This is a genomic window from Pseudomonas sp. BF-RE-21 (assembly GCF_019947305.1).
GTDB lineage: Bacteria > Pseudomonadota > Gammaproteobacteria > Pseudomonadales > Pseudomonadaceae > Aquipseudomonas > Aquipseudomonas migulae.
The window spans coordinates 1-14605 of sequence record NZ_JAGYGF010000036.1 but is presented as its reverse complement, the minus strand read 5'-3'; the positions used below and the strand labels follow the sequence as shown (position 1 = coordinate 14605).

Annotated in this window: 8 protein-coding genes; all 8 read right to left on the bottom strand. The window is 62.6% G+C overall.

Features of this window, described 5'->3' with window-relative positions:
- Positions 1-153: 153 nt before the first annotated feature.
- The 8 genes from KGB25_RS20635 to KGB25_RS20600 all read right to left on the bottom strand — a co-directional run bounded on the left by KGB25_RS20635 (position 154) and on the right by KGB25_RS20600 (position 14503).
- A complete protein-coding gene (locus tag KGB25_RS20635; protein ID WP_223436475.1) occupies positions 154-2616 on the bottom strand; it encodes a TonB-dependent receptor plug domain-containing protein in 2463 nt (820 codons plus the stop codon).
- Between the two features lie 259 nt (positions 2617-2875).
- Positions 2876-5146 carry a TonB-dependent receptor gene (locus KGB25_RS20630; protein WP_223436473.1) on the bottom strand — a complete coding sequence of 757 codons (2271 nt, stop codon included), beginning with the start codon at positions 5144-5146 and terminating at the stop codon, positions 2876-2878.
- 374 nt (positions 5147-5520) lie between these two features.
- Positions 5521-6579 (bottom strand): ABC transporter substrate-binding protein, encoded by a 1059-nt coding sequence (locus KGB25_RS20625; RefSeq protein WP_192417595.1) that lies wholly within the window; start codon positions 6577-6579, stop codon positions 5521-5523.
- A gap of 36 nt (positions 6580-6615) precedes the next feature.
- Positions 6616-7668, bottom strand: a complete 1053-nt coding sequence (locus KGB25_RS20620; protein WP_008042558.1) for an ABC transporter substrate-binding protein — start codon at positions 7666-7668, stop codon at positions 6616-6618.
- A gap of 20 nt (positions 7669-7688) precedes the next feature.
- Positions 7689-8849: an LLM class flavin-dependent oxidoreductase gene (locus KGB25_RS20615; RefSeq protein WP_192417597.1), complete on the bottom strand. Its 1161-nt coding sequence runs from the start codon at positions 8847-8849 to the stop codon at positions 7689-7691.
- A 377-nt stretch (positions 8850-9226) separates the two neighbouring features.
- Positions 9227-11095, bottom strand: coding sequence for an ABC transporter ATP-binding protein (locus tag KGB25_RS20610; protein ID WP_223436471.1), 1869 nt, complete (start codon positions 11093-11095; stop codon positions 9227-9229).
- Positions 11088-12869, bottom strand: a complete 1782-nt coding sequence (locus tag KGB25_RS20605; protein WP_223436469.1) for an ABC transporter ATP-binding protein — start codon at positions 12867-12869, stop codon at positions 11088-11090. The genes KGB25_RS20610 and KGB25_RS20605 overlap by 8 nt, the downstream gene beginning before the upstream one ends.
- A 365-nt stretch (positions 12870-13234) precedes the next feature.
- The gene (locus KGB25_RS20600; RefSeq protein WP_223436467.1) at positions 13235-14503 is read right to left on the bottom strand and encodes an acyl-CoA dehydrogenase family protein; all 1269 of its coding nucleotides are present in this window, start codon (positions 14501-14503) and stop codon (positions 13235-13237) included.
- Positions 14504-14605 lie beyond the last annotated feature (102 nt).

The window sequence follows — 14605 nt, the reverse complement described above, 5'->3', positions numbered from 1 at the left end:
ACAGCCCCTGTAGGAGCCAGCTTGCTGGCGATGACGGCATCATGCACACCCGAAATCGTGCAGACCGCATCGCCGGCAAGCCGGCTCCTACAAGAGCGGTGGTGCTTCACCAGCACCCATTGCTGCCCCAGCAACACCCCATCAGCACCCGCGTCAGAATTCGTAACTGACGCTGGTGTAATAGAACGCACCCTGCGCACCTTCAGGGCTGGTGATCGAGTATTTCGGTACGCCGTACAACTGCGCGCCTTCCGCCTTGTCCGGGTGCGTGTCGAACAGGTTGATCGCGCCCACCGACAGCTTCAGCGCCTTGTTGAAGGTGTACGACACATCCAGGTCCGTGACCCATTGCGGGCTGTAGGTCTGGTCCAGGGTCGGGTTGGTGGCGTTGAGGCTTTTCCATTCACCGTAACGACGCTGAGCCACGGTCACACCCCATTCATCAAACAGCCAGTTGGCGCTCAGCACCAGTTTGGTTTCCGGTGTGCCGTCCTCGATCAGGCCCTGGGTGGTACGGCCGACAATCTGCGAGCCCTTGATATTGCCGACATCGCGCAACGCGGTGATTTTCGTGTTGTTCTGGCTGATGCCGCTGCTCAGGTTCAGGCGGCCCCATTGCTGCAGGTCCAGCTGATAGTTACCCATCAGCTCGATCCCGTCGGTGCGGGTGTCGGCAACGTTGGTGTAGAAGGCCGCGCTCTGGATGTTCGCGTAGGGCGTGCCGGCGAAAATCGGCGACACCACCGTCGCCGGCAACTGATCGGAGAGGGTGATGCGGTTGTCGATGTCGATCCGGTAGGCGTCCAGCGTCACCGACGCGTTGGCCAACGGGCGCCAGACCAGGCCCAGGGAATAACTGGTGGACTCTTCCGGTTTCAGCGACTTGCCGCCCAGCAGCGCCGCTTCCGGGCTGTCGGCGCGCAATGTGCGTTGCTGCACTTCGACGAAGTTGCCGCTGCCGGGCGGCTGCTCGACCACCTGCACGCTGAACGAAGACAAGCCGCTCTGCACCAGCGACGGCGCGCGATAACCCGTGCTGGCCGTGGCCCGTGCGGCGATCTGCGGGGTGAAGTCATAACGCAGCGACAGTTTGCCGTTGGTGGTGTCGCCAAAGTCCGAATAGTGCTCGGTGCGCACCGCGACGCCGGCCTGGAATTTCTCGGTGATCTGCCCTTCGACGTCGATGTAGGCACCCAGCACGTTGCGGTCCAGTGAAGCCGCATCGACCTGGGTGATGCCCGAGTAGTAACCCGGAATGCGCCGGCCGGTGACCGGGTCGACGGTGTTGAACAACGGGCCGTTCTGCCAGCCAGCCGCTTCGCCGGCGCTCAGCTCGTAATTCTCCTGACGCCAGGCCAGGCCGGCCGAGAGCGTCAGCGGCTTGAACAGCAGGTCGGTGGGGAAATCCCGCACCCAGTCCAGCGTCACGTTGGTCTGATCGGCCTCCCGTTCGCCGGTGAAGATTTTTTCCGGGCTGGTGGCGCCCCAGCTGGGGTTGATCGCGTTACGGTCGGTGGACTTCAGGGTGTTGTTGCCATGGTTCACGGCGAAGTCGAATTTACCCAGAAGGTCGTCTTCGTAACGCAGGCCGCCGGTCAGCGCATAGTCTTCCAGCGAATAGCGCGTGATCGGCAGGCGCCCGTCCGGGAAGCGCTGCAACGCGGTGCTGCTGTAGTTGTTGCGCAGGGTGGTGGGCGGGTCGAAGAAGCCTTCGGCGTCGGTGTTTTTGTGCGAGTAGGTGGCGAAACCGTAGGCCGTCAGGCCGTCGCCGATGCCGACTTCGCTGTTGGCGGCGAAGTTGTACTGGTCCGAGACATTGCCCGAGCCCCAGCGCCAGGTGCGGTAGCGGTTGTTCTGCTCGCGCGGCGTGTTGATGCTGGTGGAACCGGGGTAGAAGATCCGGTTGTCAGGGTTGGTGTCGCTGGCCGGGTCCTGGCTGCCGGCGTCGAAACTCAGGGTCAGGAAGCCGTCGTTGGGCAGGGCGAAACCTTTCCAGCCGCTGAGCTTGCGCTGGATGCCGTCACCCTTGTCGTAGCCGCCGAAGCGGTAACCGAGGTTGCCGCCGTCGTCCTTTTCCTTGAGCACGATGTTGATCACCCCGGCGATGGCGTCGGAGCCGTATTGAGCGGCGGCGCCGTCGCGCAGGATTTCGACGCGCTGGATCGAGCTCAAGGGAATCAGGCTCAGGTCGACCGCGGCGGCGCCACGGCCATTGACCAGGCTTTGCCGCGTGACGTTGGCGCTGGTGTGGCGGCGCTTGCCGTTGACCAGCACCAGCACCTGATCGGAAGCGAGGCCTCGCAACGAAGCGCCCTGGGCGATGGAACCGGCGAACGCGCCCTGGGGCGATTGCGGATAGCTGAACGAGGGCGACAGGGCCGTGAGCGCACCGGACAGGTCGCTGGCACCGGTCTGCTGCAATTGCTCGCCGGTCAAGACGTCTACCGGCGCGGCGCTTTCCAGTGCGGTGACATCACTGCGCCGGGTACCGAGCACCACGACAGTGTCCAGGTGATCGCTGCTGGCGGTGGGTTGGGTTTCGGCAGCCGAAACAGGCACGGCAAGGCTGCCAATGACCAGCGCAATAGCGCCGGCCAACGGAGTGCGATGGAACATAAAAGAGTCCTTCCAAAAGTGCGCGGACCTTGTAGGAGCCGGCTTGCTGGCGATGGCGTCCTAACCGGCGATGCGCGCCTTCAGGGCCCCATCGCTGGCAAGCCAGCTCCTACAGGTTGAGCGGTGTTACATAAATTGCGGACGACACGACCCTTGTAGGAGCCGGCTTGCCGGCGATAGCGTCCTAACCGGCGATGCAAGGCTCACGGGCCCCATCGCCAGCAAGCCGGCTCCTACAGGAGAGGTGTGTGAACCGGGATCAGAAGCGGCTGGTCACGCTCAGGCCGACGGTGCGTGGGTCGCCGTAGGTGATGACGTACTGACCGAGGGTGCCGTTGGGCCGGCCATGGACCTGGTAGCGACGGTCGGTGAGGTTGTTGACGAAACCGGTGACGCTGAGTTTTTCATCCGGGCTGAACCAGGTCAGGCGGGTGTTGGCCAGGGTGTAATGGGGCTGGCTGAGCGTCTTGTCGGCGCTGCTCTGGCGATCGGCGAGGAAGTATTCCTTGTCGCGAAAACTCACGTCACCACCGGCCACCAGCTTGCCGCCGATCTCCAGCGGGAAGGTGTAATCGGCACCGAGCGACACCACGTTGCGTGGCGAACGCACGAAGCTGTTGCCGCTGTAGTCACCGGTGACGGCGCCTGTGGTCGGGTTAGTGTTTTTGAAATCGGTGTATTCGGTATCGAGGAACGACACCGCCGCCCGCAAGTGCAGGTAGTCCGTCGGCTGGCCTTCGAGCTCCAGCTCGGCGCCCTTGACCGTACCCTTGGCGCCGTTGGTCAGCGCGGTGGTCAACACGCCGTTGTTGACCGTCAGCAGGTTCACCTGAATGTCCGAATAGTCGTAGTAGAAGATGTTGGCGTTGGCCGTCAGGCGATGGTCGAACCACTCGGACTTGAGACCGATTTCGTAGGCGTCGAGTTGTTCCGGATCAACCGTGGTCAGTTGCGCAAGGCTGGTCGACAGCCCGGTGTTGAAGCCGCCGGAACGGAAACCATGGGCATAACGGAAGAACACGCGCACGTTGTCGTTGATCCGGTATTCCGGCGTCAGGTCGTACGTCCAGGCTTCCCAGGTCTTGTCTTCCTGACGATTGCCGTTGGTGCCGGCGCCGCCCAGTGGCACCAGCGGGCCGTTGGCGGTGGTGCGGGTCAGTTGGGTCAGGTTGAGGTCGATGTCTTTCTTTTCCTGGGTCCAGCGCAGGCCACCGGTGACGCTGAAATCGTCGGTGAAGTCGTAGGTCAGGTTGCCGAACAACGCATAGCTGTCGGTGGTGTGGTCGAAGTTGAGGTCACGAAAATCGGTGGCGCCGCCGGTCTGGTTCGAGCCGGTGCCGTTGGGCGTCGGGCCGGGCGTGATGATGCGCTGGGCCGAGCTGTCGAGGTCTTCGTGGAAGTAATGCGCACCGGCAAGCCAGCGCAGGGTCTCCTGCTGCGGCGACGCCAGGCGGATTTCTTGCGAGTACTGGGTGTATTTGTTATCGGAAATCGCCGCGCCGTTCACCTCAAAAGGCGTGTAGTCGGCATCGCTGGTGGACTGGCCACGGATGTAGTCATAAGCGCTGATCGACGTCAGGGTGTAATCACCCAAATTCCAGTTCAGGGTCAGCGACGTGCCGTCGTGATCAAGCTTGGAATCCTCGTTGACGTTCAGCGCGGTGTCGCGCCCGTTGGGTCGTTGATAACCGACGTTGTAGTAACGCCCGACGGCCAGCGAGCCGTTGCTGCCATCGCCTTTGAATTCACGGCTGTGGATCTTCAGCAGGGCATCCAGGTCCGGGTTCAACTGGGCGAGGAATTGCAGGCGTACGGCTTTCTTGTTGACGTCGCCGTAGGTGTTGTCGTCGACGAGGTTCTTCTGGAAACCGTCGCGCTCTTCGGAATACAGCGCCACCCGTGCGGCGAGTTTTTCATCCACCAGCGCGCCGCCGAGGGCACCGCTGACGATGCGTTCGTTCTTGCTGCCGAAGCCGATGGTGCCGAAACCGTCAGTGTCGAAAGTCGGCTTTTTGGAAATGATGTTCACCGCGCCGGCGGTGGTGTTCTTGCCGTACAGCGTGCCTTGCGGACCGCGCAGAATCTCCACGCGTTCCAGGTCGAACAACGGCCCGCCACCGGCAATCGGCGCGTTCAGGTACACGTCATCGGCGTAGATCCCCACCGGGAACACCGTGGCCGCGCCCGTATCACCGGTGCCGAGGCCGCGAATGTACCAACGCGGCCGGCCATCACCGTCGGGGTTCTTCGCCGCTACGTTGGGAACGAATGTGGTGATGTCGCCGATATTGCGCACGCCATCGGCTATCAGGCTGGTGCCCTGTACCGCCGACACGGCCACCGGAACCTCTTGCAGGGTTTCTTCCCGGTGTTGAGCGGTGACGGTGACCGTCTTGAGTGAAGGCTCCGTGGTGGTCTTGTCGCTGTCTGCGTCCTTGGATTGCGCCGCCAGCAGCCCCTCGCTGACAGTCCCCCCGGACAGCAGCAAGGTTAACCAGATACTCTTGGTGATTGGATTAAGTTTATGCATGTGAATCTCCCCCGTTAAAGTTTCGCTAATAGGGGTAGAGCAGAGATCGTGCCAGATTGTTTTTTAGGGGTTTTAGTTTTGTTAAATGATTGAAATATAACGATTAAATAGTTTCTTTAAGTTGCCGTTAAAGACGATTTTTAATAAGTGAGTTAGTTGGATCCAGTCTGGCGCTAAGTGCCTGTCGGGGATTCAGCAGAAAGTTGCTTGGCGGGTGTTGCTGGAGCAGCAGGAGTGGGGCGAGGGTGTGTTGCCAGGCGAGCAATGCGGTGATGTTGAATACGCCATCGCCGGCAAGCCGGCTCCTACAGGTTATCGGTGATCCTGTAGGAGCCGGCTTGCCGGCGATGGGGCCCTCACAAACGAAAAAAACCTCAAACCGCCAATCGTGACGTCGAACCAATCACCTTTTCCAGCACGCTGAAATCAATCCAGTCGCGCACATCGAACCGGCGTGGAATGAAATCCCAGCGATGCAGGAAATCGGTGAAATCCTGCAACGCTTCAATCGAGCGCGCATCCAGGGTTGTGCGCAAACGCCGATGCGCATCCTCACCATACGCAGCGGCCACCCAGTACTCGCTGGTATTGAGTTCCCGCGCCAAAAAGCGTCGGGTTTCTTCCGGATTGGCCCACGCCCATTGCTCGGTGCGCAGCACGGTGTCGACGATTTTCACGCTGGCATCGAAATGTTCGTGCAGCAGGTGCGTGTCCACGGTCAGGGTCCGTGGCGTGCCGTTGTTCGAGCGAATCAACGGGTCAGGGTGCGAGCCGGTATCGACCACCACCTGCAAGCCGAACTCGTTCGCCAGGTGCACGGCGTGCGCACCCTTGAGGAAAATCGCGTCGATGTCGCCGCGCAGCAGTCCGATCAGTTCGTTGTTGCGCTTGCTGAAGCGCGTGACACCGAGGCTGACTTCCGAGCCGAAGACATGCTGTTTTTGATCGTCGCTGTAAGTACCGCCGTAGGGGTAATCCACCAGCTCGACGTCGGACACCTCCAGGCCTTCAAGCTTGAGGGCGTTTTCCAGTCCGCGCAGGGCCTGGGCGCGAGTGAAATCGATCTGCACGTTGGCCCATTTCGGCAGGCCGAAGCGGCGGTTCTTCAGGTCGCGAATGCTCTTCACGCCGCTTTCCGCAGTGGTCAGGATCAACTGCACCTCGTCGCTCCAGGACAACCCCAGTACGCGGGTTTGCACGCCGCTGGCGTAGGCCCAGATCGCTGGAATATTGCCGCCGTGACGCACCGAATTTTTCAGGTGATGGTCGTAATGAGCTTCGCGAACTTCCCGTTCACTGGACTCGCGCAAGGACTGGATATTGGTGCCGAACGGCAGAAAGGCTTCCGCCAGGCGTCCGGACTGCACGGCGATGCCAAGCCCGGTGGGCACCGGGCTGTGGGTGTACCAAAGGGTATCGAGTGGTTTGCTCATAAGGGTCTTCAGTTCCAATCCATGAAATCCGGCGGGTTAGCCAGCCAGTGCGGTGGGTGTTGCCAGCAGCGCTTGCAACGGCCGCGGATCGATCCAGTCGCGCACGTCGAAGCTTTTCGGGATGAAGCGCCAGCGATGCAGGAAGTGGGTGAAATCCTGCAACGCGGCGATGGCCTGTTCGTCGAGTTCGGTGCGCAGGCGCAGGTGCGCGTCGTCGCCGTACGCGGCGCTGACCCAGTACTCGCTGCTGTTGGTTTCCCGAGCCAGGTAGCGACGGGTTTCTTCCGGATGGGTGTGCGCCCATTGTTCGGCGCGCAGCACCGAATCAAGAATGCCGGTGGCCACATCGAAATGCTGGTCCAGCAGGTTCAGGTCCACGGCCAGTGTGCGCGGGGTGCCGTTGTTGCTGCGAATCAGCGGTTCCGGGTGCGAGCCGGTGTCGATCACCGTGTGCAGGCCAAACTCGTGGGCCTGCCGGGCGGCACTCGCGCCCTTGAGGAAAATCGCATCGACCTCACCGCGCAGCAGGCCCACCAGTTCCAGGTTGCGCCCCTCGACCCGTTGCGCGCTGACCGGTGTGCCGTTGACGGTTTGCACCTGCGGGTCGCTGAACGTGCCGTCATAACGGAAGTTCACCAATTGCACGTCGCCGACTTGCAGGCCTTCGAGTTTCAGGGCGTTTTCCAGGCCGCGCAGGGCCTGGGCGCGGGTGAAGTCGATCTGCGCGCCGGCCCAGTCCGGCAGACCGAAACGACGGCCCCTGAGGTCCTTGACGGTTTTGATGCCGCTGTCGGCGCGGGTCAGGATCAGTTGCACTTCATCAGCCCAGGACAGGCCGATGACCCGGGTTTCCCGGCCCTGCGCACGGGCCCAGATTGCCGGGATGTTGCCGCCGTGGCGTACCGAGTTGCGCAAGGTGTGATCGAAGTGCGATTCGCGAACCGCTTTGTCAGTGGACTCGCGCAGCGATTGAACCTCGGTGCCGAGCGCGCCGACGGTGTCTTGCAGCCAGCCTTTTTGCACGGCGATACCGAGCCCGGTCGGGACCGGGCAGCGGGTGTACCAGAGGGTGTCGAGGGCTTGCGTCATCAATGATTCTCCCGCCGCGCTCAGGCGCTGGCCTTCAAGTGAGTTTGCGGTTGGGCGACAGGGCGCTGGTGCACCAGCGGCAGCACTTCCTGACCGATGCGCAGGGCTTCTTCCAGGTGCGGATTGCCGGCGAGGATGAAGGTCGAGAAACCGGCGTCGCGGTATTCCGACAGGCGTTCGGCGATGTTCTGGTGACTGCCCACCAGGCCCACGGTCGGCCCGGGTTTGGCCTTGGCGAAACCGGCCCACAGGTTCGGGCCAATGATCAGGTCATCAAAGCGATCGACGTTCTGGTGGTAAGCCGTTTGCCGTGCGCCACCGACTGAATCGGAACCGCTGGTAAAGCCTTTGGCGACCACGCTGCTCTTGCCTTCGAGCTTGTCGAACTGGCGGCGCAGATCTTTCCAGGCCTGCTCTTCGGTTTCGCGTGCGAAGAGGTCGACGCGCAGGCCGAAGCGCACGCTGCGACCTTGTTTGTCCGCCAATTCGCGTACCCGCTCGATGTGCGGCTTGAGCTTGTCGATCGGCTCGGCCCAATTCAGGTAAACGTCGGCATGTTTGGCGGCGACATCCAGTGCGGCATCGGAAAAACCGGAGAAATACACGCCGGGTTTGCGTTCGTTTTGCAAGCCATGGGGCAGGGCGCCGTTCTCCAGTTGGTAGATATCGCCGTCGTAGGAGAAGCGTTCGTTCTGCCAAAGACCCTGGATGATGTCGAGGAATTCGCCGGTGCGCTTGTAGCGCAGGTCGTGTTCGAGGAAGTCACCGTTGGCCCGCTGACTGGCCGGGTTGCCGCCGGTGATGATGTTCCACTCCAGGCGGCCGCGACTGAGGTTTTGCAGGATGGCCGCTTGTTGCGCGGCATAGGCCGGCAAGGTCCAGGTGGCCTGGAAGGCGATCAGGAATTTGATCCGGCGGGTTTCCCGGGCCAGGGCCGCTGCGGCAATCCACGGCTCCGGGCCGGTGGGCAGCAGGGCACCTTCGAACCCGGCCAGTTCCGCCGCTTTCGCGACCTGGGCGATGTAGTCGATGTAAGTGAAGTCATCCGGTTCGCCGTTGGGCAAGCGCCCCGGTGCGATGTTGCCCGGTCGATAGTCCGGATTGCCACGATTGTGTTTGTCGGTGGTCAGTTGCGGACCATCGGTGCCCAGCGGCAGACGCCAGAAAAATTCAGTGCTCATGGGATGCTCCTGATTCAAGTACGCGTTGCGTCGCGCAGGTGCGAGGACGCCTTGGCAGGGGTGGTTGCAACGGACATGCCATGGTCGGCGGGGTGGGTTTGAGTCAGCGGAGGCAGGGGTTTGACGGGGGGAGAAACGGTGTTGGCGGTGGGAGGTGCTGCTGTAGCAGCAGTCTGTCAGCAATGGTTGTTCGGGGTGCAGCAGAGGGGTTTGTGGTGTTTTGCAGATTGCTATCGCCGGCAAGCCGGCTCCTACAGGTTTCGTGTACGACGCCAATCCCCTGTGGGAGCTGGCCTGCCAGCGATGGCGGCCTGCCTGACACACCGCGCAATCCGCATCGCCAGCAAGCCGGCTCCTACAAGCGATTGCGGTTTTCGTTACGCCGGTGTGGTGGCGACGATGTCATCGATCGATGCACCCGCTTCGGCGCTGCGCAGATAGGTCTGGTACAACGCCGCATAGGCGCCACCCTGGTCGATCAATTGGCTGTGCGGCCCTTGTTCGACCAGGCGGCCATGACGGATCACTGCAATGCGGTCGGCATCACGAATGGTTGCCAGGCGGTGGGCGATGATGATCGCGGTGCGGCCCTCGCACAGTCGGCGGAACGCGCGCTGAATGCGTCGCTCGGTGTGGATGTCGACCGCCGAAGTCGCTTCGTCCAGCACCAGCACCGCCGGGTCCGCGAGGTAGGCGCGCACCAGGCACACCAGTTGCCGCTGGCCATGGCTCAAGTGCCCGCCCAGCGGCCCGACTTCGGTCTGGTACTGATGCGGCAGGCGTTCCAGCACTTCGTCCGCTCCCAGTTCCCGGGCAGCAGCAATCAGCCGGGCATCGTCCGCCTGGGGCGCGGCGAGGCGCAGGTTGTCGAGGATGCTGCCGCTGAACAGCACATTGTCCTGCAGCACCACGCCGACGTTGCGCCGCAGTTCATGCTGGGTGAGGTCGCGGATATCAACGCCATCGAGCTTCACCGCCCCCGACTGCACCTCGTAAAAACGCGTCAGCAACTGCACCAGCGTGCTCTTGCCATGGCCCGAGGGGCCGACGATCGCCAGCACTTCGCCGGCCGGAATCTGCAGGTCGAGGTCATTGATCACCGGTGAAGAACTGCCGGCATCGTAGGCAAACCGCACCCGTTCAAAACTGACTTCGCCGCGGGCCTTGCCCAAGTGTTGCGGGGTGGTGCTGTCGCTGATCTCCGGACGCGTGTCGAGCAGCAAAAAGATCCGCTGCGCCGAGGCCGATCCGGTGGCGTAACGCTCGAACAGGTCCGACAGTTCCTGCAACGGCCCAAGAAACAGGAACACATAAAACAGGCTTTCCGCGACCTGGCCCACGGTGACATCCGCCTGCGCCAGACCATAGGCGCCCACCAGCAACAACACCGCCATGCCGGCGGAGCTGAGCAGCGCGGTGAACGGTGCAAACCAGCTGGATCGCAGGCTGCCGCGAATCAGCGCCTGATTGAAATCATCCAGCAAGCCGCGATAGCGCCGCAGGTTGGGCGCTTGCTGGGCGCATTGTTGCAACATGCGTGCGCCGCTGACGCTCTCCACCAGATGCGCGGTGAAACGGCTGCGGTTTTCCGCGACCTTGGCCCAGTTGCGTTGGGAAATGCGTTTGAAACTCCAGGTCGCCAACACCAGCAACGGCACCGTGGCGGCGAGGCTGAGAAAGAATCGCGGGTCGATCCGCCACAGCATCACCGAAGCCAGGCCACAGCGTAGCAATGCGCCCAGCAGTTCGGGCGGGCCCTGAATCAGCAGCGGTTCGAGGGCGTCGACATCGCGGTCGGCGCGAGAAATGATCCGCCCGGCCTTGGTCCGGTCGAAGTAGCTGACACTCAAGCTCTGCACATGGGCAAATACGCGCACCCGCAAGTCATTGAGTACGCGGATCGCCGCGCTGCCTGCGACAAACTGCGAGACACCGGCGAGCAGGAAACGCCCGAGCCAACTGGCCGCCAATCCGAGACCGAGCCACAGCACCAGGCGTTCGTCGAGCAGCCAGTGATCGTTCTGTTGAATCAGCCCACGGTCGAGCAATTCGCGGACAAACCACGGCCGCAGAAACACCGTGAACACCAGCAGCAGTTCAATGCCGATGACGCCGACAATGTGCCGGCGAATCGGTTTGAGCAGCGGCAATAGCCGACTGAACATGCTGCGGTCGAGGGTCTTGCGGGCGAGCATTTCTTCGATTTCGATATCGCTCAGGGCCTTGCCGGCGATTGGGTTAGCCATGGTCGATCCCTAGCAGGTCGCGGTAGTCCGAATGGGTTTTGAGTAAGGCTTCGTGGGTGCCGTTGGCGGCGATTTTGCCGCCCTGCAGCATCAGCACGCGGTCGGCCAGGAGGATGGTCGAGAGCTTGCTGGAGATCACCAGCAACGTGGTGGCCCGGCCCTGATCGCGGCGCAACTGGCGAATGTTGTTGAGTACCTGGCGTTCACTGATCGCATCCAGCGCGCTGGTGGCGTCGTCCAGGCACAGAATGTCCGGCTCGCCAAGCAGTGCGCGGGCCAGGCTCAGACGCTGGCGCTGGCCGCCGGACAAGGTCACGCCGCGATCCCCCAGCGGCGTGGCCAGGCCGTGTGGCAGGCGTTCCAGCACATCTTCGGCGGCGGCCAGGCGCAAACCGTGACGCAGTTGTTGGTCGCTGGCGTCGGGTGCGGTCAGGCGCAGGTTGGCCGCCAGGGTGTCGGAAAACAGGAAGCTTTCCTGCGGCACCACGTGCACCCGGCGCCGCAATTCGTCGAGGTTCAACTGGCGAATGTCTTGCCAGCCGGCGCTGTCCGAACCGATCAGCAGGCGCCCGGAACTGATGTCGCTGAGGCGTGGCAGCAGGCTCGCCAACAGGCTCTTGCCAGTGCCGGTGGCGCCGACGAGCGCGACGATTTCGCCGGGCTGCACGGTCAGTGAGCAGTCATGAAGAATGTCCAGGCCTCCACCCGGTGCGCTGACGTTGACGTGTTCCAGTTTCAGCCCCAGCGGCGTATCGGGCAGGATTGCGTTGCCGCTGCGGATCGCCGCAGGCTCGTCCAGCAGTTGCCAGATCCTTTCGGCGCTGGAGCGTGCGTCGGCGAAGGTCTGCATCACCCGGCCAATGCCTTCGATGCGGAACACCAGGGTGGTGGCGATCAGCAGTGAGGTCACCAGTTCACCGATACCCAATTGCGCGGTGGCCACCAGGTGCGCGCCGTACACCAGAATCCACACATGCCCCAGCGCGACGACCGCTTGAGGCAACGGAATCCGCGAACTGGAATAGGCGAGGGCCTGGCGGGCGTGCTCGGCGAACACCGCCACCTGCCCGGCGAAACGCTGGATGCGGCTGTGTTCCAGACCAAACGATTTGATCACCCGCACGCCGCCGATGCCTTCGCTGAGGTCCTGATTGACCCGGTCGTAGGCCTCGCCGACGGTGCGGTCGAGGCTGACCAGACGCTCGGTCTGACGCACGAAAATCCACAGGCCGAACACCGTCAGCAGCAGCGGCACCAACCCCAGCAGCGGGTTGTACCAGCTCAGCAGGCCGACGGTGGCCAGCACCACCAGCGGGGTTTCCACCACCTGGCGCCAGAAGCTGATCAGCGCATCGCGCACCTTGTCGGCATCGCGGGTGGTGCGGGTGATCATTTCGCCCATGCCGTGCTGCCAGTGATAACCCAGGTGCAGGGTTTGCACCTGCTGCAGGATGCGCTCGCGCAGGCGCGTCAGCAGTTCCTGGCTGAGCACCAGCGACAGTACGCTGGCGGCGTATTGCAACACGCCACGGCCGAACGCCACGGCGAGCATCAGCCACAACCAGTACCAGCCGAGGCTGGCGTCGAGACTGCCATCGGCTTGCCGGACAACCGCACGGCCGGCGCTGACGTCGTTGACGGCGTGGCCGATCAGCCATTGCTGCCAGACCAGCCCGAGGTTCACCGCGATGTACAACGCCGCCACCAGGGCGAAGCGCCAGGGCATCTCCCGGTAAATCGCCAGGCTGCGCAAGAGAGGATGTTTTTCGATCATGAAAAAGCTCTGTGTGGTGTGCGGACACGATCAGGTTGCCGGCGATGGGGCCTTTGAATTTGCATCGATTTCGAGGACGCCATCGCCGGCAAGCCAGCTCCTACAAGGTTTCGCATTTGTTCAGGTGGAACGCCGAACCCGTAGGAGCCAGCTTGCTGGCGATGGGGCCTTTGGATTTTGCATAGGGCTTTAGGGCGCCTTCGCGGGCAAGCCTCGCTCCTACAGGGTTTCGCATTTGTTCAGGTGGAACGCCGTCCTTGTAGGAGCCGGCTTGCTGGCGATGGGGCCTTTGGATTTTGCATAGGGCTTTAGGGCGCCTTCGCGGGCAAGCCTCGCTCCTACAAGGGGAGGCGGTGCCTGGGGGATCACCGTCCGGGGCTGGTCGCGCCCTGTTTTTCCTTGGCGTTGAGGATCGCGGTGTATTCGCCGGGGTCGACGCCGTTGAGGTAGTAGTTGCCGACGTGGTGCAAGCGCCAGCGGATCGGGTCGTGGGTGGTGTGGACCCTTGCGTTGCGCCAGAAGCGGTCGAGGTTCCATTTGCTCAGCGAGGAACTGGCGCCGAGTAGGGAGAAAATGTCGCTGGAGATTTTCAGCGACGCCGCGTCGGAGTGGGCGCGGGCGGTGGCCACCGACAGAATCAGCTCGTCCTGCAGCTCTTTGTTGTCCGGGTCCAGTTCGTGCTGATCGAATACCCGCGCCGCGTCGCGCAGCAACGATTGCGCACCGCGCAGGGCCACGGCGTATTCGCCGATCTGCTTGATGATGTGCGGCTCCTGATTGGCGTGATCGACGCCGCTTTCCACCCACGGCCGCGCATTGTGATTCAGGTAATCCACCGCAGCTGACAGCGCGCCTTCGGCAATGCCGGTATCGATGGCCGCATGAAGGATCTGCGGGAAGGTCAACCCGGTGCGTCTCATCGGCCCTTTGCGCTGGGAGACAAAACCTTCGTCGAGTTCGATGTTGTCGAAAATCACTGTGCCGCTGACCGAGTTTTTCTGGCCGAACGCTTCCCAGTCGTCCACCAGCGTCAGGCCCGGTGTGTTGCGATTGAGCAGCACCCCGGCACCGCCGTCATCGCTGGCGGCGGTCAGGGAAATCCACTCGGCCAGATAAGAGCCGGTGGAGTAGAACTTGCTGCCATTGAGGATCAACTTGCCGTCGGCGCGGCGTTCGACGCGAGTCTTGAGGGCGAATTTGTTCTTGCCGCCGACTTCCGCCAGGGCATTGCCGAAGCGCTTGCCGGCCAATACATCGCGAACCAGTCGGTCGCGAATCTCGTCGGAGTACCCGGTAAAAATCCCTCGCAGCATGACGTTGTGGATTTGCAGCAACTGACCGACGCCGCCGTCGGCCACCGAGATGAGGCGCACGGTTTCGACGATGGTTTCCACCGAGGCGCCGAGGCCGCCAAACGCCTTGGGCACGCCAATGGCGGTCAAGCCGCTCTCCGACAACAGCTGCGCCTGACGCCGTGGCAGTTGGCCGTTTTGACTGGCGTCGGCGGCGATCTCGGCAATCTCCCGGGCGATGTCCCTGGCCACGGCGATGGCTTGAGCCTCGCTGTCCAGCAGGCGGATCGGCGCCTGTTCTTGTATCAGTTGTCCGGCGGGGTTGTGTTCGACCTTGCTCATTGCTGTACCTCTGATCATTGATCTGATGATGGCCGTGAAACCTGCGCAACCCCCTTGTAGGAGCCGGCTTGCTGGCGATGGCGGCGGATCAAACAACATGGA

Bases quoted from the DNA above. Each gene is read 5' to 3' on its own strand.
- KGB25_RS20635 (WP_223436475.1), bottom strand. From the start codon at position 2,616: ATGTTCCATCGCACTCCGTTGGCCGGCGCTATTGCGCTGGTCATTGGC.
- KGB25_RS20630 (WP_223436473.1), bottom strand. From the start codon at position 5,146: ATGCATAAACTTAATCCAATCACCAAGAGTATCTGGTTAACCTTGCTG.
- KGB25_RS20625 (WP_192417595.1), bottom strand. From the start codon at position 6,579: ATGAGCAAACCACTCGATACCCTTTGGTACACCCACAGCCCGGTGCCC.
- KGB25_RS20620 (WP_008042558.1), bottom strand. From the start codon at position 7,668: ATGACGCAAGCCCTCGACACCCTCTGGTACACCCGCTGCCCGGTCCCG.
- KGB25_RS20615 (WP_192417597.1), bottom strand. From the start codon at position 8,849: ATGAGCACTGAATTTTTCTGGCGTCTGCCGCTGGGCACCGATGGTCCG.
- KGB25_RS20610 (WP_223436471.1), bottom strand. From the start codon at position 11,095: ATGGCTAACCCAATCGCCGGCAAGGCCCTGAGCGATATCGAAATCGAA.
- KGB25_RS20605 (WP_223436469.1), bottom strand. From the start codon at position 12,869: ATGATCGAAAAACATCCTCTCTTGCGCAGCCTGGCGATTTACCGGGAG.
- KGB25_RS20600 (WP_223436467.1), bottom strand. From the start codon at position 14,503: ATGAGCAAGGTCGAACACAACCCCGCCGGACAACTGATACAAGAACAG.